General features: G+C 40.9%; 18 protein-coding genes. 8 read left to right on the top strand and 10 right to left on the bottom strand.

All coding sequences use genetic code 11. The features are described 5' to 3' along the window. Positions 1-73: 73 nt before the first annotated feature. Together DS2_RS03065 and DS2_RS03060 are read right to left on the bottom strand one after the other, a co-directional pair. Entirely contained in the window at positions 74-1,153 is a 1,080-nt protein-coding gene (locus tag DS2_RS03065) for a PepSY-associated TM helix domain-containing protein (protein WP_035013194.1), read from the bottom strand. Positions 1,154-1,222: 69 nt separating this feature from the next. After that, positions 1,223-1,714, bottom strand: a complete 492-nt coding sequence (locus DS2_RS03060; protein ID WP_235188533.1) for a VOC family protein — start codon at positions 1,712-1,714, stop codon at positions 1,223-1,225. A gap of 147 nt (positions 1,715-1,861) precedes the next feature. Here DS2_RS03060 and DS2_RS03055 point away from each other — a divergent pair, with 147 nt between their 5' ends. Genes DS2_RS03055 through DS2_RS03045 form a run of 3 tightly spaced genes read left to right on the top strand, consistent with a single transcriptional unit; the run spans position 1,862 to position 3,251 of the window. Continuing rightward, positions 1,862-2,341 carry a GNAT family N-acetyltransferase gene (locus DS2_RS03055; RefSeq protein ID WP_035013151.1) on the top strand — a complete coding sequence of 160 codons (480 nt, stop codon included), beginning with the start codon at positions 1,862-1,864 and terminating at the stop codon, positions 2,339-2,341. Further along, entirely contained in the window at positions 2,307-2,771 is a 465-nt protein-coding gene (locus DS2_RS03050) for a ribonuclease E inhibitor RraB (RefSeq protein ID WP_235188532.1), read from the top strand. The genes DS2_RS03055 and DS2_RS03050 overlap by 35 nt, the downstream gene beginning before the upstream one ends. A 9-nt stretch (positions 2,772-2,780) precedes the next feature. Continuing rightward, a complete protein-coding gene (locus tag DS2_RS03045; protein WP_035013150.1) occupies positions 2,781-3,251 on the top strand; it encodes a tRNA (cytidine(34)-2'-O)-methyltransferase in 471 nt (156 codons plus the stop codon). Between the two features lie 8 nt (positions 3,252-3,259). Here DS2_RS03045 and DS2_RS03040 read toward each other — a convergent pair whose 3' ends face one another. From DS2_RS03040 to glnA, 5 genes are all read right to left on the bottom strand, one after another. Further along, the gene (locus DS2_RS03040) at positions 3,260-4,234 is read right to left on the bottom strand and encodes an alpha/beta fold hydrolase (protein ID WP_035013149.1); all 975 of its coding nucleotides are present in this window, start codon (positions 4,232-4,234) and stop codon (positions 3,260-3,262) included. A gap of 116 nt (positions 4,235-4,350) precedes the next feature. Further along, complete coding sequence (gene glnG / locus DS2_RS03035; protein WP_035013148.1) at positions 4,351-5,766, bottom strand: nitrogen regulation protein NR(I); 1,416 nt, start codon at positions 5,764-5,766, stop codon at positions 4,351-4,353. Between the two features lie 13 nt (positions 5,767-5,779). Further along, positions 5,780-6,862: a nitrogen regulation protein NR(II) gene (gene glnL, locus DS2_RS03030; protein ID WP_051479567.1), complete on the bottom strand. Its 1,083-nt coding sequence runs from the start codon at positions 6,860-6,862 to the stop codon at positions 5,780-5,782. 59 nt (positions 6,863-6,921) lie between these two features. Further along, complete coding sequence (locus tag DS2_RS03025; protein WP_200870113.1) at positions 6,922-7,461, bottom strand: DUF4124 domain-containing protein; 540 nt, start codon at positions 7,459-7,461, stop codon at positions 6,922-6,924. 123 nt (positions 7,462-7,584) lie between these two features. Continuing rightward, positions 7,585-8,991: a glutamate--ammonia ligase gene (glnA, locus tag DS2_RS03020; RefSeq protein WP_035013147.1), complete on the bottom strand. Its 1,407-nt coding sequence runs from the start codon at positions 8,989-8,991 to the stop codon at positions 7,585-7,587. A 385-nt stretch (positions 8,992-9,376) separates the two neighbouring features. Here glnA and DS2_RS03010 point away from each other — a divergent pair, with 385 nt between their 5' ends. Further along, a complete protein-coding gene (locus DS2_RS03010; RefSeq protein WP_035013145.1) occupies positions 9,377-10,603 on the top strand; it encodes an EAL and HDOD domain-containing protein in 1,227 nt (408 codons plus the stop codon). A gap of 119 nt (positions 10,604-10,722) precedes the next feature. Beyond that, the gene (typA, locus tag DS2_RS03005; RefSeq protein WP_035013144.1) at positions 10,723-12,546 is read left to right on the top strand and encodes a translational GTPase TypA; all 1,824 of its coding nucleotides are present in this window, start codon (positions 10,723-10,725) and stop codon (positions 12,544-12,546) included. A gap of 64 nt (positions 12,547-12,610) precedes the next feature. Here typA and DS2_RS03000 read toward each other — a convergent pair whose 3' ends face one another. Next, positions 12,611-13,450 carry a helix-turn-helix transcriptional regulator gene (locus DS2_RS03000; protein ID WP_051479566.1) on the bottom strand — a complete coding sequence of 280 codons (840 nt, stop codon included), beginning with the start codon at positions 13,448-13,450 and terminating at the stop codon, positions 12,611-12,613. A gap of 190 nt (positions 13,451-13,640) precedes the next feature. Between DS2_RS03000 and DS2_RS02995 the strand changes: the two genes are divergently transcribed. Continuing rightward, positions 13,641-13,928: a SemiSWEET family sugar transporter gene (locus tag DS2_RS02995; RefSeq protein WP_035013143.1), complete on the top strand. Its 288-nt coding sequence runs from the start codon at positions 13,641-13,643 to the stop codon at positions 13,926-13,928. A 56-nt stretch (positions 13,929-13,984) separates the two neighbouring features. Here DS2_RS02995 and DS2_RS02990 read toward each other — a convergent pair whose 3' ends face one another. Beyond that, positions 13,985-15,619, bottom strand: coding sequence for a sulfatase (locus DS2_RS02990; protein ID WP_035013142.1), 1,635 nt, complete (start codon positions 15,617-15,619; stop codon positions 13,985-13,987). 155 nt (positions 15,620-15,774) lie between these two features. Between DS2_RS02990 and DS2_RS02985 the strand changes: the two genes are divergently transcribed. Both DS2_RS02985 and DS2_RS02980 read left to right on the top strand, forming a co-directional pair. Continuing rightward, complete coding sequence (locus DS2_RS02985; RefSeq protein WP_035013141.1) at positions 15,775-16,788, top strand: zinc-binding alcohol dehydrogenase family protein; 1,014 nt, start codon at positions 15,775-15,777, stop codon at positions 16,786-16,788. A 159-nt stretch (positions 16,789-16,947) separates the two neighbouring features. Further along, entirely contained in the window at positions 16,948-19,479 is a 2,532-nt protein-coding gene (locus DS2_RS02980) for a glycoside hydrolase family 2 TIM barrel-domain containing protein (RefSeq protein ID WP_051479565.1), read from the top strand. 18 nt (positions 19,480-19,497) lie between these two features. On the opposite strand, the gene DS2_RS02975 is transcribed toward DS2_RS02980, so the two are convergent. Beyond that, on the bottom strand, positions 19,498-20,235 hold the full coding sequence (locus tag DS2_RS02975; RefSeq protein WP_051479564.1) for a 3-keto-disaccharide hydrolase: 738 nt from the start codon (positions 20,233-20,235) through the stop codon (positions 19,498-19,500). Between the last annotated feature and the right edge of the window lie 181 nt (positions 20,236-20,416).

Genomic DNA, 20,416 nt, shown 5'->3' with positions numbered 1-20,416 from the left:
ATGCGCTCCTGTAAAAAGTGCGCGCATTGTAAGATAAACCACAAGTAAACACAAATGATAACCATTACCATTACTAAAAACATTTTCGTTTGATAAATAAATAACCACCAGTAAACACAAACAATAGAGGCGACAGCCCCAAAATAAACCAGAAAAACTGTAACAATGGTCCAGCAAAATTACCTATGTGAAACGGATAGCGGAAATTCCAAATTTGAGTAGTGACGTTGGCAATACTAGCATTCTGAGTTTGCAACACTTCACCGGTTAACTGGTTAAACCAAATATAACTATATGGATGGAATTCACCTGGATTCTTCACCCTAAGCATCACAACTTGCTCATCCGGTTTGGCAAAGTAGATGCGTTGTAACTGTGCATCCGGCATAGATTGCATTGCCTGCGATATGGCCTTTTGCCAACTTAACTGTCGATTTGATTCAGCTGTCGTCACTTGTGGGCTAGCAGCACGTGCTTCTATTGGCCCGCGCGTGATAAACTCAATAACAGCGCTAGTTTGTTTAGACCAATTAAAAGTTAATCCACTAAAAGCGATTAACACTAACGGGATAGTTAAATACACCCCAATAACTGAATGTAATTGGTAATAGAATATGCGCTTGTTTTTATGCGGTTTAATACGCAGGCGCTTTAACCGCTTAGCTGGTTTAGCCCACAAATAAAGGCCAACTAAACACAAGATGATAAATAGCAATACAGCGGTAGAAACCAAATTGCGCAATGGATAATCATCTGCTTGTTGCCACAATAACCATCGGTGCAAATACAAAGTAAAACCATACAGAGTATCTGTGTAGTCATAAATCACCAACACCTGCGCAGTGTATGGATTAACATTGAAATACTTTCCGTCTAAGAACCGGCCCTGCCAAGCTTTATCGCGCTGCGACTCTATACTCAAATAACTGACAGGCTGAGAATATGCTTTCTCAGCATTTTCCAATAATTGGTCATAATCAATTAATTGACTCTTGTTAGGTGGCTCGACTAGCCAATAATGCGGACTCCACCATGCTTGAATATCTTTGGCATAAACCAATAATGCACCTGTAACAGAGAGCACAATTAAAAAAACACATACACAACAGGCAAGAGCTAAATGAATTTGTCTAAAGAAATTTTTATGTAACACAACACCAGCCAACTTGGGAAAAGTTGGCTTTATAACAAATGATAATTATTATCACTAGCTTTTTTTTAATTAGCTATTCTCTGCTGGCTCACAATTTACCATCCAAGACACGCCAAATTTATCAGTTAACGAGCCAAATAAAGGAGACCAAAAAGTTGGCGTTAATGGCATTTGCACTTCACCATCTACCGATAAACCATCAAACATTTTGTGTGCGTCTTCTTTGTTCATACAATTAATCGACAATGACACCCCACCAAATTGGTTTTGTATATCCACCGCATCAGACATCATAACAACCGAATCCCCTACTTTCAGGCTGGCGTGCATTATTTTATCGTCAAATCCGTCAGGTAGCATGGCTTCCGGCATAGGCTCAGGGCTTTCACTAAAACGCATCAACATTTGCAGCTCTGCCCCGAGCGCTTCGACATAGAACTTGATCGCCTCTTCGCAACGACCTGCAAAAAATAAATAAGGTTGAACTTGCACATTTGCCATAACTTTCCCCATGGTTGACCACTCCAATTGCTGAGCGACTTGAAAGTAAATGTAGTTCATGGTCAGGTTTGTTGCGAATGCAAAACACATATTTAGCTGGTTTTTTCTGAGTTTCTATTTAAAGTATGCAGAAAATTTTACAGCAAAATAGCCAATAGATAGGCAAGCGCCCAAGGCTAAAACCACTTAACTAAACACTTAATATTTATGATTTCAGTTATTCCAACCGACATAACAAACGCTGACCATCAACAAGCATTACTAGCAGCTTTAAACAACTATGCACTTGACCCTATGGGTGGTGCTGCACCTTTATCTGACTATGTGCAACAAAATTTAGTCAATAAACTTAAGCAACGCAGTGACTATTATGGCTGGCTAGCATTTGATGGTGACAAAGTTATTGGTTTGCTCAATGCATTTGAAGGCTTTTCAACTTTTTATGCTAAACCTTTACTTAACATTCACGACATTGCCATTGATAAAGATTACCGTGGGCAAGGTTTAAGCAAACAGTTGCTTAATGCCGCAGAGCAGCACTGTCGAACGCATGATTATTGCAAACTAACCTTGGAGGTGCTGCGCGAAAATAGCATCGCAAAGGACTTATACGAAGGATTTGGATTCGCCCCTTACCAACTTAGCATTGAAGGTGGACCAGCAGAATTCTGGCAAAAAATGCTTTAGTTTAGTCGTTCGCAAGTTAACCGCGCTAAAACTGGGTATATTGCAAATTCTTGAGTATAATACGACAAAATTTATTGTGAGTTTACCCATGTTTGATTTGCCACAAGAAGACGAAACCAGCCAGATTTTGGCTGAAATGGCAGCTGAAGGCATCGACCTTAGCCAGCCAATGCAAATTGACTTTTTTGCTGCGTTTGAATTTAAAGAACAAGCGGAAAAGGCTTTACCGCAAGTGCAAAAATTGCAAGTTAATCAACTAAGTTTTACTAAAGTTAAGGTTCAAAAACCTGAAGTTGGAGGTGGTGTTGAGCTAGTTGCCTCAGTCAACCTAATTCCAAACGCCGAGACACTGGATAAATGGGATCAAGCTTTTACTGATTGCGTAGAAAAACTCAAAGGTTATTCAGACGGCTGGGGCATAGCACTATAAGGTTTTATTATGTTACATATCGCTTTATTTGAACCACAAATCGCCCCTAATACCGGCAACATCATTCGCCTAGCCGCGAATAATGGCTTTAAATTACATTTAATTGAACCGCTTGGTTTTTCGTTAGATGAAAAACAAGTACGTCGCGCTGGGTTGGATTATCACGACATTGCAAATTTAACCATTCACAAAAACTACGCTGATTTTGTTAAAGCAGTGGCAGGTAACCGCATTATCGCCTGTACTACACGTGGTACTCGCAGCCATACAGATATTCAGTATCAGGCTGGTGATGTATTGCTATTTGGAGCAGAAACTCACGGTTTATCTGAAGATGTTCACCAACAAATAACGGCAGAGCATAAAATACGTATTCCTATGGTAAAAACCGACAATAACAGAAGCTTAAACTTGTCGAATTCAGTGGCGATTATTAGCTACGAAGCATGGCGACAACTTGATTTTCTAGGTGGAGAGTAGTTTTTATATCACCCCTGCAAAAAATGCCGAATCTGTGTAATAACTTCAGCGCGAATATCATCAGACTCCATCAAAATCTCATGCCGTGCATTTTTGACCAGCCGCTTAATTACATTTTTATCAAACTCACTAGCGTATTCATGCCACTTATCTTGCGCTGGCAAACTCACCACCACATCTTTTTCAGCTTGCAACAACAACACATCACAATTTAAGAATCGGCTCTGTGACGGCAAACGATTGATCAGACGCAGCGCCTCTTTTAACCAAGTCGTCGTCACGCCTCCCAATTTGCATTGGGCTTGAATATCTTGACCAAAATCAAAGCGGACTTTACTGCCAGTTAATACATTGTCAGAAAAGTCAGGCCGATTATATGGTTGCTGACCAAAAAAATACCCCGGTTCACTTTTAAATATTCGGTTGATGCGATCAACAAAACAGGCGATATAAAAGGCCGTTTTCTGCGGCAATAATCCAGCGTTAATACCTAACATAGGCGCACATAAAACTAACTTATCAATATTCGGCTGGTACAAATGCAACCAATTTAACGCAATCGCTCCCCCCATTGAGTGAGCAACTACACTTGTTGGCAAATCATTATCGATAAACCTGGTATACGCCAATGCTTGCTCTAAATCTTCAGCATAGTGGTTAAAATGAGCAACATGACCCTTTTGGGTACTTTTGAGCATTCGCTGAGAATGGCCCTGCCCACGATGATCAATTACAAAAACATTGGCTTGGGTATTGAACAGATCAAATATAACTTCTTGATACTTTGGGTAGGTTTCAACCCGCCCAGGCAATAAAATAATATTACGCTTTGCCTGCGGATGGCGGAAAGTAGCACACGACTGAGTTAAACCATCAAGCGTTGTTAATTCAATCGCTTGATGATAACACTGCCAAAATGGTGTGATTTCTTGGGCAATAAACCCTTGCCAGTTTGCTTCTCGCTCAGACAGGCGGATCGACATAGTTAGCTTCCGAAAAACTTTGCTTAAATGCGTTTATAAAAGGCTAACTTATCATAACAGAATGTCAATTAAGGATTTTTTACGCCGTATTAAACGGCGCAGTACCCTCAACAACTTTATATATTAAGCTCTTTCATTTTACGGGTAATGGTATTGCGCCCCCAACCGAGTCTGCGAGCCGCTTCTTGTTTGTGCCCCATGGTATGGTGCAATGCGCGTTTAAGCATGATGGTTTCAAAGGTTGCTAGAGCATCATCTAAAATATCGTTTTTCCCAGATGCCAGTTGCTCATCGACCCAACGCGTTAACAAGGTTTGCCAGTCACCTGACACCTCAGAAGTTGCCTCTAGTGTTGGTGCTGGTGCGTCGAGCAGCTCAGGAGGTAAATCAGTAATTAACACCTCTTGGCCACTGGCCATTACAGTCAACCAACGACAAGTATTTTCTAATTGTCGTACGTTTCCTGGCCAATCTAATTGACTAATATAATCGGCAGCTTCTTGCGACAAACGTTTTTCTTCAACGCTCATTTCTTTGGCCGCTTGTTGTAAAAATTGCGCAGCAAGACGAGGAATATCCTCTTTGCGCTCACGCAGTGGCGGCAAATGAATACGGATAACGTTTAAGCGATGGAATAAATCTTCACGGAATTTACCTTCCGCCACCAACTTTTCCAAATTTTGATGGGTTGCGGCAATAATACGTACATCAGCGTTTAAAGGCTGTCGTCCACCCACTCGATAAAACTGGCCGTCAGCCAACACACGTAACAAACGCGTTTGAACCTGCAATGGCATATCGCCGATTTCATCTAAAAATAATGTCCCACCATTCGCTTGTTCAAAGCGCCCTTCTCTCACCGCATTTGCACCAGTAAACGCACCTTTTTCATGGCCAAATAGTTCAGATTCTATTAAGTCATTTGGAATTGCTGCCATGTTTAATGCGATAAATGTTTTGTCGCGACGAGGGCTGTGTTTATGTAGTGCCCGCGCAACTAACTCTTTACCTGTACCTGATTGACCATTAATCAAAACACTGATGCTCGAGCGCGACAAACGACCTATCGCCCGAAAGACTTCCTGCATAGCAGGCGCTTCACCAATGATATCTGTAGAGATTTGTTCTTCTTTTGGTCGACTACGTTTTTTACGGCTATTCTCTTTTACATGCGTCAACGCACGCTGAGTTAAACTGACCGCATCATCAATATCAAAAGGTTTTGGTAAATATTCAAATGCACCGCTTTGATACGCATTTACCGCTGAATCAAGGTCAGAGTGGGCGGTCATAATAATAACCGGTATTTCAGCATCTTGTTGGTGGATTTGCTCCAGCAGCTCCATACCGTCCATTTCAGGCATTCTGATATCAGAAATCACCACATCTGGACTCTCGTTTTTCAGCGCGTCTAACAAATCAAGTGGCGATTCAAACGAAGTATTGCTGATATCAGCTGCGTCTAGGGCTTTTTGCATCACCCATCGAATTGAGCTGTCATCATCTACAATCCAGACTTTAGTCGCATTCATAACCTTTTTATTCCTATAACTCTATCGGTAAATAAACGGTAAATTCGGTGTGGCCAGGCCAACTTTCACAATGAATCCGTCCTCTGTGTTGATTAATTAAAGTTTGAGCTATGGATAAACCCAAACCTGTACCATCCGATTTGGTTGTGATCATTGGATAAAATAACGTGTCGCGAATATGCTCTGGGATCCCTGGGCCGTTATCAATAATTTTAATAATGGCAGCAAGCTTGTGGCGCTGACCATGTATGGTCTCTTTACTCGCGATTCGGGTTTGGAAGGTTATTTTACCTTGCCCTTGGCTGTGTAATGCTTGATAGGCATTACGCACAATATTTAACAGTGCTTGATGAATTTGTTCTTCATCAACAACAAATTCAGGGATACTAGGATCGTAATCTCGATAAAATTTGACCACATCAGTGTCAGATTCAAGTTCTATCAACTGACGAATTTGCTCTAGTATTTTATGTATATTGGTTTGGCTACGCTTAGGCAACCTGTTAGGACCTAACAGTCGATCTACTAAATTTCTTAGCCGGTCAGATTGGTCCATTATAATTTGAGTGCACTCTTTCAGTTCATTGTCACTCAGCATCTTGTCCAATAATTGTGCAGCACCACGAATACCACCAAGCGGGTTTTTAATTTCGTGGGCAAGACCACGAATTAAATCACGCGAAGCTAACATTTGCGATTGCACAAAACTCTCTTGGCTGACACGCTTAATCTGATCGATTGGGTGAACTTCTATCAACAAATGAGTTTCTTTATGTGATTTTACCGGCGTGAACGACATTTCAGCCATCGCATGATTTTCATCTATAGTGACAAGTGATACTTCCGTATCGGTAAAACCTTGATTGGTTGGAATGGCCTGTTGGACACGCTCTAAATCGAATGAGCTATAACGAAATAACTGCTCAAAAGATAATTCTTTGAGCCTGCGTGCGCTCAGCTTAAAAAAGCTTTCCGCAGCTGGGTTTGCATAGAGTATCTTTAACTCTGCATCAGTTACTAAAATGCTGCTATTAATATTGTTAAGGATTAGCTCGCTAAACACTTTTGCCTCGTTGCATACAGCCCAACGCACCATTCTGAATCAGTGCACCAAAATGTAACACCTAGACAACTAAATACCAATTAGAATCTTGACTAATTCGGCTTTATAACAGATGCCCGGTGCATATAAAAAGTTCTGGGCTTAGACGATGCAATAACCTTGCCGTTTGCATCAAGCAATTCAACTTTTAATTTATGCTCGCCGCGAAAGACATTTTTTAACATAAACACCGAACGATTTTGTGGCTGGATGACAGCTTCACCATCGAGCAATACTCTAACTTGATGCTCCGCTTGATAAGTGGGAGAGACTTGTACCGCAACATACACTGAACCTGTGTTATCTCGAATTGTTGCTTGGTCTATCGGTTGAACCAATCTAACTTGATATTGTGGAGATTGCGCTTGCTGTTTGCTCGAACCCGAATATGTTTGTGGAGTTGAGCTCGGTATCGACTCAATTTTACTTTTAGGTGATATTTCTTCAGCGTCTGGGTGGGGGGTATCCGAAAAGACTAACACGCCTTCGGCATTGCGATGTACATACACTTTTGCCGCAACCGCTTCCAACGCAAAAAGCAAAGTTAAACAAGTTATGCAAATACGGCTATACAAACCAACTGATTTAACCACTGTGTAATGATTCCCTTTACTAACATCTAGCCCGTTACTCTACTCTGACTAAATTTATTTATCCATAAAAAAAGTCCGCTTTTGCGGACTTTTTTAACATTTAAAAAACAATTGTTTTAAAAATTATACACTGTAGTACAACTCAAACTCAACCGGATGAGGAGTATTACGGATTTGGTTAACTTCTTCAGTTTTCAACTCGATGTAAGCGTCGATCATCTCATCGCTCATTACGCCACCAGCTGTTAAGAATGCACGGTCAGCATCTAATGCTTGTAATGCTTCTTCTAAAGATGAAGCAACTTTTGGAATTACTGCTTCTTCTTCAGGTGGTAAGTTGTACAAGTCTTTATCCATAGACGCACCTGGATCGATCTTGTTGATGATACCGTCAAGACCAGCCATTAACATAGCTGTGAAACCTAAGTATGGATTTTGTGTTGGATCAGGGAAACGACACTCAATACGGCGTGCACGATCAGAAGTTACGTATGGGATACGGATAGACGCTGAACGGTTACGAGCAGAGTAAGCTAACATAACTGGTGCTTCGAAATGAGGAACTAAGCGCTTGTAAGAGTTAGTTGACGCATTTGTGAAAGCATTGATTGCTTTAGCATGCTTGATGATACCACCAATGTACCATAAAGCTTCTTGAGATAAACCAGCGTATTTGTCACCAGCGAATACATTTTTGCCATCTTTAGAGATAGATTGGTGAACGTGCATACCAGAACCATTGTCACCAACAACAGGCTTAGGCATGAAAGTAGCTGTTTTACCGTAAGCGTGAGCAACGTTATGGATAACGTATTTCTTAACTTGAACTTCGTCAGCTTTTTCAACTAAAGAGTTGAATTTAGTTGCGATTTCGTTTTGACCAGCAGTTGCAACTTCATGGTGATGCGCTTCAACAGTTTGACCCATTTCTTCAAGGATTAAACACATTGCTGCACGGATGTCAGAAGCTGAATCGACAGGAGGAACTGGGAAGTAACCACCTTTAACACCAGGACGGTGACCAGTGTTACCACCTTCGTAATCTTTGTTTGAGTTCCATGCTGCTTCTTCTGCGTCTACGCTGTAGAAACCGCCACCCATTGATTGACCGTATTTAACGTCATCAAATAAGAAAAACTCTGGCTCTGGACCGAAGTAAGCGTCGTCACCAATACCAGTAGATTTTAAGTATTCCATTGCACGCTTAGCGATAGAGCGAGGATCGCGATCGTAACCTTGCATAGTAGCAGGTTCGATAATGTCACAACGAACGTTTAATTGAGCTTCTTCTGCAAATGGGTCTAAAATAGCAGTTGATGCGTCAGGCATTAAAATCATGTCAGATTCGTTGATGCCTTTCCAACCAGCGATTGAAGAACCGTCGAACATTTTACCTTCAACGAAGAAATCAGCAGTAACCTGGTGAGCAGGAATAGTAACGTGCTGTTCTTTACCTTTAGTATCAGTGAAACGTAAGTCAACAAACTTGATTTCACCTTCTTTTAACATATCTAGAATTTCTGCAGACATTGCAATCCTCCGGAAAATTATAATTTTAACAGCGCACAAAAACGCGTTGCCAGTAACTAGCAATAATTGTACCAAACTAACATATACACAACTTTACTAGCTTTCAGGCTTGGTATTAATGCGTGACCAAACCAGCGCGCACCAACAAGGTGCATAAAAAGCACCAAAAAAGCGCAACCCCTTTTATGTGCCTAAAGTGCGCTAACTTCGCTGCCTTAAAATACAGTATTGTGTCAGTTAAGAGAATAGCTTGACCAAAATATTCATTAGGTTTTAGCAGATTATTTTCATTTGCTAATATGTTTAACAAAATCGCTGAGATAATTGGCAAAAGAACTCATGGTCAATTAAGCTTTACCATCAAGTCGTTTAAATTAATCCAACTATGGCCAACAAAATTTATACCGCGCGGCAACCTATTTTCAATCGCAAACAAAATGTGGTTGCGTACGAACTATTGTTCCGCGATGGCCCAGACAACATATTCCCGCAAAATGTCGATGCAACCCAAGCGACTTCACGTTTGCTAGTTAGAACCCATTTTTCGCAAGGGATTGAACGGATAACCAATAACAAACCTGCCCTGATCAATTTCTCAGAAACCTGTTTATTGAAAGAGCTGCCGCTGTTATTGCCAAAAAACAAAATTGTGATTGAGGTGCTAGAGTGTGTAGAGCCGACAGGGCAAATTCTTGCGATGTTTAAAAAGCTCTATCACGCAGGTTATCATATCGCACTTGACGATTTTATTTATGATGCCCAATGGCAGCCATTTTTTAAGTATGTCAAATTGGTAAAATTTGATTTGCAACACACTGGCATTCAAGCAGCACAAACACACATGGATGAAATTCGCCGACACAGGAAGGACTGTCGTTTCTTAGCTGAAAAGGTCGAAGACCATCAAATGTTTGAGCAAGCAGAAGCCGCTGGCTTTAATTTCTTTCAAGGCTACTTTTTTTGCAAACCAGAAATGTACGCATCTAGCGAAATTGAAAGCAACAAGCGCATTTTGATTGCGCTATACAAAGAACTGATGCGTGAAGAATTAAACTTTAATAAGATAACTCAATACTTTGAGCAAGACTTAAATTTGTCTTTTAAGTTACTGCGTTTTATCAATTCAGGGTTGCTTCCAATCACTCAGAAAATGCAATCAATCCGCAAGGCGATTGTGTACTTAGGTGAAAATGAAATGCGCCGCTTAATCGCATTGTTAACCACAAGCGTGCTTTCTTACGACAAACCTCGTGAACTAATTCAAGTCGCGACGATTCGAGCACGTTTTTGCGAATTAATGATGCACAAAAATACCCCTTCATTACGAGAACATGCATTTCTCGCAGGGTTGTTTTCATTATTAGATGCCATTTTAGACCAACCGCTAGAGCAAATTTTGCACACCCTGCCTTTGTCTGAAGAAATTATTGAAGCGCTGACGACCCAACATCAAACACCGATCAAAATCGCTCTTTCAACCATTCAGTTATTCGAACAAGGTAGTTGGCATCTAACGACGATGGAAGCAATGAAGCTTAAGTTCAGTTACGAGGACATCTGTGGCTTTTATCAACAAGCTGTGGACTGGGCACACAACTTTGAATCTTGTTAACAAATATTCTATATAGGTAATTGATTAAAATTCGCGTATAATACGCGCAAATTTTCGAGAGGTTGCTCAACATAGGGCGTTAACCTCAGTTAAACCCTGTAAATATAGAAGTTAACCTGATGAACTTGAATAACTTACGCAACATCGCGATTATCGCGCACGTTGACCATGGTAAAACTACCCTAGTTGATAAACTACTCCAACAATCTGGCACGCTAGAAAGTCGCGGTGAAGCTGAAGAACGTATAATGGATAGCAACGCGTTAGAAAAAGAACGTGGTATTACTATCTTAGCGAAAAACACCGCTATCGATTACAAAGAATTCCGTATTAACATTCTAGACACCCCAGGACACGCCGACTTTGGTGGTGAAGTAGAACGTGTACTTTCAATGGCTGACTCTGTGTTGTTATTAGTTGACGCACAAGAAGGTCCAATGCCACAAACGCGTTTCGTAACACAAAAAGCGTTCGCACATGGTTTACGTCCAATTGTTGTTATCAACAAAATTGACAAACCTGCAGCACGTCCTGATTGGGTTATCGACCAAGTTTTCGACTTATTCGTTAATTTAGGTGCAACTGACGAGCAATTAGATTTCCCTATTATCTATGCATCTGCAATTAACGGCTGGGCCAGTGCAGATGAAGGCGAACAAAAAGACGACATGAATGATTTGTTCGACGCAATTTTAGAACACGTTGAACCACCACAAGCCGATCCTGAAGGCACATTACAGATGCAAATCTCACAGTTAGATTATTCTAACTATGTAGGTGTAATTGGTATTGGTCGTATCACTCGTGGTACTGCGAGAGTAAACCAACAAGTGACAGTAATTGGTGCTGACGGCAAAACTCGTAACGGTAAAATTGGCCAAGTATTAGGTTACCTAGGCTTAGATAAATACGAAAAAGACGAAGCAAGTGCTGGTGATATTATCGCAATCACAGGTTTGGGCGAATTAAAAATCTCCGACACCATCTGTGATCCAAATGCAGTTGAAGCTTTACCAGCATTGGTTGTTGATGAACCAACTGTAACTATGACTTTCCAAGTCAACAACTCACCATTTGCGGGCAAAGAAGGTAAATTTGTTACTTCTCGTCAAATTTTAGAGCGTTTACAAAGCGAACTTGTTCATAACGTAGCATTACGTGTTGAAGAAACCGAAGATCCAGATAAATTCCGTGTTTCTGGCCGCGGTGAATTACATTTAGGCGTATTAATCGAGAACATGCGTCGTGAAGGTTACGAGTTAGCTGTATCTCGTCCCGAAGTGATCTTACGTGAAGTTGATGGTCAATTAGAAGAACCATTCGAAACTTTAACTGTAGATATCGAAGAAGAGCACCAAGGTACTATCATGGAGAAACTTGGCTTACGTAAAGCTGAGATGACTGACATGGTGCCAGATGGCAAAGGCCGTATTCGTATCGACTTTATCGTACCGAGCCGTGGTTTAATTGGTTTCAAAAACGAATTTATGACGTTAACTTCTGGTACTGGTTTGATGTACCACTCGTTTGACCACTACGCTGCACACAAAGGCGGCGAAATCGGTCAACGTTTAAATGGTGTACTTATTTCAAACGGTATGGGTAAAGCTGTTGCATACGCATTGTTTACGCTACAAGAACGTGGTCGTTTATTTGTTGAGCACGGTGTTGAAGTTTACGAAGGTATGGTGATTGGTATTCATAGCCGTGACAACGACTTAACAGTTAACCCATTAAAAGGTAAGCAGTTAACCAACGTACGTGCCGCGGGTACTGATGAAGCGTTAACTTTAACACCACCAATTAAGTACACACTTGAGCAAGCGTTAGAATTTATTGATGACGACGAGTTAGTTGAAGTAACACCTAAGAGCATTCGTGTTCGTAAGAAGTTCTTAACTGAAAACGAGCGTCGTCGTGCTGCGCGTGAGAAGAAAGACTAGTCTTTAATTTTACATTAAAGGTTTAAAAAAGGTTGCCGCTGGCAACCTTTTTTGTTTGTCCTTTTTATGCTGATTTGTTGCTTTTACGATACTGCCCAGGTGCTAAACCAACAGACTTTTTAAAGCGTTTAGCAAAGTTAAACACGTCAGCATAACCGACCTGCTCAGCAATTTGTTCTGAGCTCCAGTTGGTATTAGCCAACAAATATTTGGCCTTTTGCATACGCATTTCTATCAATTGTTGCAGTGGTGAACGAGCAAATTGTTTCTGAAATAATCGATGCAAATGAGGTGCTGAGTAATTTGCAAGTTGAGCCATGTCGTCAACAGTCCAAGGGTAATGGAGTTTAGCTTCCAACTGGTCAATCACTTGGGTAAGTCGCTGTTCATCGGCATTGCTAGTATGTTCCACCTTAAGCGATTGTTTAATATAACCATCTAGCTGCTTAACCAACGGCCGACGCAACTCAACTGATTTTTCATAATAGAGCAAACTGAGTAAATGATAGAGTTGATGTGTTTGCCGGCAGTCAACGACTAAAGGTTGATTAGCTAAATATCGACGCCAGACTGAGTTGTCGTCTAATTCAAACCATACTTTGCGCCACATTTTACTTTTAAGTTGCATTAAAAACGGCTGCCCCGCCGGAAAATAGATTAATTGCCCGTGAGCAACTTTGCATATACCACTTTCAGTGGTCACTTCAATTTCGCCTGCCACACTGAACAATAAAGCATGATGCATTGGGTTCTTTCGCCCGACTTTATAATGCTCTTGCAAAGTAGAAACCCCTGAAACACCGATATGTAAATCAGCCAACTCAGGTACACTCTGCTGATCAATAAACCGTTCATCACATTGTGGGCTAATTTCGAGAATTTCTTCAATATCACAACCGATCACAACACTGCCTCATTTTTAAACAATGATAGTTTTGGATAAAAACAAGATAGATTATTGCATATCAAAAATCTAGTGATTCAGCGATAATTTTCACCATTGCAGCAAGTAATCTTTCAACACGCTTACTTAACCTGCGGTAAATATTTTTTGGGCTTTGCGCTACATGGCGCAGCAAAATTGAGGAAACATTATGACAAATGTAGAAATTTTAGGCTTCGTATCTGCGTTTTTAACCACTTTCTCGTTTCTTCCGCAAGCGATCCAAGTGATCAAAACTCGTGAGACTGCATCTCTTTCGTTAGCTATGTATAGCATTTTCACCATTGGTGTGGCCAGCTGGATGGTATACGGATTTGTTCAGCAAGATAAAGCGGTGATAGTTGCAAACATGATAACCTTGTTATTATCTGCAACCATTTTGTCGATAAAAATTTACAATGAATTTATTGTTAGCAAACGCAACCAATATCAGGTTTAAAAGCATTTCTAAAATAAACCACAGGCTGGGTGCGCCAGCCTGTGGTTTCACCACAACTAATCATTCCAATGACGTTCAATAATTTTTTGTAAGTGTGGGTAGTTTTTATCCGTTTCATTATACAAAGCACGCTGCCTAAGCATTTCCGCTTTTAACTCAGCGATTATCTGCTGGTAAGCAGGATCGGCGTAAACATTGTTCAACTCTTCTGGATCATTGCGCAAGTCATAGAGCTCCCAAGCTGCAGGGGTTGCAATATCATTGTTATTTAGGCCTGTTTTCTTCACCCAAGCTTGGTCATAAAACCAGTTGTGCTGTTTAAACCCTTGACCATAGAAGAAAATTAGCTTGTAATCTTTAGTTCGAATGCCAAAGTGGGCTGGCACATCGTGGTACATCCTATGCGTCCAATAGCGGTAATATGAAGCTGTCCGCCAATTCTCAGGTGACTGACCAAACAACTCTGCTTTAAAGCTACGTCCGTGCATATTATCTGGCACTTGGGCGTTAACTAAGTCAAGAATAAAAGGGGCAAAGTCAGTGTTATTAATCAATAGGTCACTGCGCTTACCCACTTCAGGCATATCCGGATGGTGTACGATAAACGGCATATGAATAGACGGCTCATACATCCAACGTTTGTCTTGGTAATCGTGCTCGCCTAGCATCATGCCTTGATCAGAAGTATAAATAATAATGGTATTGTCGTACTCTCCAATATCTTTTAACGTTTGAATTAACCGAGCAATATTGTCATCAACCCCTTTAACACAGCGCAAATAGGCTTTTAAGAATTTCTGATAACTTTGCCGAGTAAATTCAGGCTCAGGTAAATTAGGATCGATTCCAAGATCTACCCCTAAGCTACGACGATTATGCCTTTTAGAAATAGAGGTCCCAAGATCATTCATCAAGCTGCCATCTTGACCTTTAGTCGCAATTGAACCATGGGTATTTGGTGAGCGGTATAAATCGGCTGGTTCAGGTATATCTACATCAGCTAAATAAGTCTCATAACGAGGTGCATATTCGAAGTAATCATGCGGCGCTTTAAACTGGTGCATCAAAAAAAACGGTTTACCGTTCTGCTTACGGTTTTTTAACCAATCTATCGACAAGTCGGTGATCACATCTGAAGAATGGCCTTTATAATTTGTTTCGTTTTTTGGCCAAGGTTTATCACCGCGCACACGAAATACAGGATCAAAATACTTTCCTTGTAATTCAAGCACTTCATAATGATCAAATGCACCAGGCTCTTTTTTCAAGTGCCACTTACCAATAATCGCAGTTTGGTAACCTGCTTGTTTCATCAGCTGTGGTAATTTTTGTTGCTCGCTGGTCAACGAGCCTTGCAAATCTAATACACCATTAGATTGGCTATATTGCCCTGTCAAAATAGTCGCGCGGCTGGGTGTACAAATTGAGTTAGTAACAAATACATTTTCAAACAACATACCTTGTTGCGCAAGTTTATCTAAAGTCGGAGTTGGGTTTAGTTGCGCAAGTCGTCCCCCATATGCGCCCACCGCTCGGGCAGCATGGTCGTCGGTCATAATGTATAACACATTGTATTCACGCTTATTATTTGTCACCTCTTTAGCTGAGCCAGCTGTTGGCCCCAGCTGGGTATTTTGGCAGGCTGCAGCCAATAAAACCGAGCCAATTATGCCGCATATTCTTTTAATCATCTGAGCACCTATTTTGTTGTTTTAATAAATAAGTTTACTGTTAACAACTTTACATATAACATATTATATATAAAACCACACTTTTAAATATTCATTTAATTATAACTGCATTATCGTCTAGATATAAAGTTTTAAGTCCCGAGGAATAATTCGCAATGAAGTCAGTTGTTTGCAATCAACCACATGAGCTTAGCTTACATAATGTCGACAAACCGAGTCCGCAAGCGGGTGAAGTACTGGTAAAAATTCGTGCAATTGGTGTTTGCGGTACAGATATTCATGCGTATAAAGGTCAACAACCCTATTTTAGCTACCCAAGAGTTTTAGGTCATGAACTTTCAGGTGTGATAGCACAAGTCGGCGAAAATACTCAGAGCAAAGTAGGTCAATCAGTCTATATCATCCCGTATGTGAGTTGCGGTGAATGTTTTGCCTGTCAATCTGGCAAACCTAACTGCTGTAGCAATATAGAAGTGATAGGTGTGCACCGAGACGGCGGTATGTGTGAATATATTGCGGTTCCCGAATCTGCCATTGTTGTCACGGATGATCTTTCATTTACAGATATGGCGCTGATTGAATGTTTAGCCGTCGGAGCTCACGCAAGCAGACGAGCAAAGATCAATAACCAAGATACTGTACTGGTTTTGGGTGCAGGTCCAATTGGTTTAGGCACAGCACAATTTGCCCAAGCAGCAGGAGCACGTGTATTTATTTCAGAAGTTTGTCCAGACAAAATAAAGTTTTGCGTCGAAAACTACACATTTGATGCTGTTCTTAATGGTCGCGATGATTTGAACGGCCAACTTAAACAACTTACCCAAGGACAGTATCCTAATATCATCATTGATTGCACTGGCAATGTCCACGCGATGGAGTCGGCTTTTTATAATTTGGCTCATGGCGGCACGATTGTTTTTGTCAGTATTGTAAAAAACAAGATCAGTTTTGAAGATCCTGAATTTCATAAACGCGAAACCACTTTAATGGGTAGTCGTAATGCAACTAAAGAGGACTTTGAATATGTGGTGGAATGCATTCGCAAGGGTTTAGTTAAACCAAGATCGTTTGTCACTCATACTGGACAATTTGATCAAATAACTGAGCTGCTTCCCAAATGGGCACAAAGTGATTCAGGTGTGGTTAAAGCCGTTATAGAAGTCAACTAAAACCAATGTCTTAGCCATGTTGTAGCCAACATGGCTGTCAACCATCAACAGAATAATTGTCTACATTTAACTAAAAACATCTTTACCTAAACGTAATCAAAATATAAACTGGTTTATAAACAACCAAAATAAGTCTAAATTTTAACAAAGGTTTTATTCATGTTTTTACGTTCGTTAATTCTGCTCAGTGCTGTAACTCTAATTGCAGCTTGCAGCTCATCTCCAGCAGAAAAAGTACTAACACAGTCAGAGCAGTTATTTAATCAAGATTGGCGCTTTACATTAACCGACAATAAAAAATACCAATCAGAAGCTGTCGATAAACAGCTGTGGCAAACAGTGCAACTGCCGCACGATTGGACAATAGAACTTGGGTTCGATAAAAATTTAAATGGAGCGACTGCCTATACAGCAGGCGGAATTGGTTGGTATCAAAAATCCTTTAAAACCACACAAGATTTATCTAACCACCAATATTACTTGAACTTTGATGGCATTTATAATCACAGTGAAATTTACCTAAATGGCCACAAAATTGGTGGTGAAGTAAACGGTTACACCCCTTTTGTATTGGATTTAACACCACACCTAAAGCCTCAAGGACAAAACAACTTACTCGCTATTAGAGTAAACCGAACCCGTTATATTGATAGTCGTTGGTACACTGGCTCTGGCATTTATCGTGACGTGAAGCTACATATAGTCAACAAATTGCACATTCCTGTTTGGGGTAGCTATATCACGACACCAGACATTTCCGATGAATCAGCTAGCGTGAAACTACAAGTTGAAATAAACAACCAATTTGCTCAACAACAAACATTCAACTTGGAAACAGAAATCATTTCACCCTGCGGCCAAACTGTCGCGCAGCAAGTGCAAACTGGACAGATACTAGCAGACCAAAAAACGGCTTTGACTCAACAATTAACCGTAGCGGACCCGTTATTATGGTCGCCTGAGTCACCAAAACTATATTCTGCCATAATCAAACTCACCCAGCAGGGAAAAGTAGTAGCTCAGCAGCGGGAAACTTTTGCTTTTCGAACACTAGAATTTAACCCAGATAAAGGCTTCTTTTTAAATGGTAAACATACCTTGATCAAAGGGGTAAACCTACACCACGATGCCGGAATAGTAGGTGCGGCAGTGCCAGATGATGTATGGCGTAGACGATTTGAAAAATTAAAAGAGGCTGGCGTTAATGCGATTCGCACCGCACATAACCCAGCTTCCGAAGCATTTTTAGATTTATGTGACCAAATGGGCTTTTTAGTACAAGCCGAGATCTTTGATGAATGGGACTACCCCAAAGACAAACGTCTCAATCAACAAGAAAGACACGATGATTATATTAGCCGTGGGTATGCAGACTACTTTCAAACGCATGCTGAGCGTGATCTTAAACTTGCGATGAAACGTGATAGAAATCATCCATCGATTATCATGTGGAGTATAGGCAACGAAATCGAATGGACCTACCCTAGATATAAAGCAGCGACAGGGTATTTCGACATGAATGCTTCTGGCAATTATTTTTACAACCCACCTTTTATAACGCCTGAAGAAATTTACAACAGATTTCATAACAGCCCAGAAGGTGAATATGTATTAGCCAAAACAGCGAAAAAATTGTCAAACTGGGTTAAAGAAATGGACAGCACTCGTCCAGTGACCGCCAACCTAATTTTACCATCGGTCAGCCATATTTCGGGTTATACCGATGCGTTAGATGTAATTGGTTATAGTTATCGACGAGTGATTTATGATTATGGCCACAAACTTTATCCAGGAAAAATGGTCATGGGCCATGAAAATGTCCCGCAATGGCATGAATGGAAAGCCGTTATCGAGCGACCTTTTGTTGCTGGTACATTTTTATGGACAGGGGTCGACTACCTTGGCGAGCAACACAACAAATGGCCTTCAAAAGCAGTGCGCTCAGGGTTATTAAATACCGCAGGTTTTGCCAACCCAAGTTTCCACATGTTTAAATCATTATGGAATGAACAACCACATATTCATTTAACCACAAACATACTTGAGCAATCGCCATACAAGCTAATAAACAATAACCAGCTGGTCGAGAAAAAAGCCGATGGTTGGCAAACGCGAGTTTGGTATTGGTACGACGTTAATCAACACTGGAATTATCAAGCGCAACAAATGATTGCCGTTGAGGCTTATAGTAACTGTAGCCAAGTTGAATTGTTTGTGAATGATAAATCATTTGGCGTGCAAAAACTGGCAGACCACCCAGACCGTACCTACAAATGGGCAGTGCCTTATCAAGCTGGTAAAGTTGTCGCCAAAGGTTTAGGTGAATGTACCACAAGCGATGAAATCCACACTGCGGGCCCAGCAGCTTCTTTTGTCATCAACACTGACAAAAGCAAATTATCGGTAAAAGATGCAGATGCCGCGCACATAGAAGTTCAAGTTATTGACGCGCAAGGCCACCCAGTCAGACATCAACAAGTGCAAGTTACATTTTCTGTTGATAAGAACTTGCGACTGCTCGGTACTGACAATGGCCGGACTGAACAAATTGCGACTTATAATACCGACACGGTTGTCACCAATGAAGGTCAGGCACTTGCAATTATACAGGGCTTAACTCAAGGCCCTGCTAAAGTGACCATTTCAGCTGACGGGTTGGCAACAAAAACCATAGACTTTAGCATTGACTAAACTCTATGCTTGCATCTGCTAGATTGGTCTAATCCAAATGTTTCGATAGTAGATTTTCTCACCATGGTTTTGCAACACAAGCGGGGCACAACCATGGGCTTGGTATTTAGGTAATCCCTTGTGAGTGGTCGGCCCTTTAATTTTAAACGCGTCTTGCACCAATACGCCATTATGTAACACAGTAATATCGGCTGGCTTAACCAACTCCCCTTCAGGATTAAACTTTGGTGCGTGGTAAATAATATCGTACGTTTGCCATGTCATAGGTGGCAAACTGGCATTAACCAAAGGTGGATTTTGTTTATAAATAGCTGCTGCTTGACCATTTACATAAGTTGGGTTATCAACCGAATTTAGCACTTGTAGCTCGTAGCGCCCTTGGATAAATACCCCACTATTGCCTTGCTTCTGCGCGTATAGCCCCGGTATATAAGGTGGCGTTTTCCATTCAAGGTGAATTTGCACATCACAAAAGGCTTGTTTAGTTTGAATACTCTTGGTACCAGGTAAGGTCGACAATTCGCCATTTTTAACTTGCCACTTAACCGCACTACCATCAGCATGCTGCCATTGTGAAACATCTTTGCCATCAAATAGAACAACCGAATCTGAAGGCACAGGGTGAGGATTCACCATCTCTGGCTCTGGCGACCAAACTTCAGTTTCTTTTGGCGACATTTGTGCATACACACTTGTCATTAATAATAGGCTTGTTACCGCGAATGTAAATTGAGTCGTTAGTTTGTTATTGTTCATTTTAATGTTTTGCCTGCTTGGAACATTTTTAGTTTTTATTGCTAACAAACACTAACCGTGATCGCCAACAAAGGCAACTAGGATATTAAACTTACGACTATTTGCTAGAGCAGGATAAACCAGTAGAGCAAATAAAAAACACGGGTTTGCTAGCAAACCCGCTTTTAGATGCTGAAGCTCA

Origin of the sequence: Catenovulum agarivorans DS-2 (assembly GCF_000568405.1) — a bacterium.
GTDB lineage: Bacteria > Pseudomonadota > Gammaproteobacteria > Enterobacterales > Alteromonadaceae > Catenovulum > Catenovulum agarivorans_A.
This window is presented reverse-complemented; position numbering and strand designations above follow the sequence as displayed.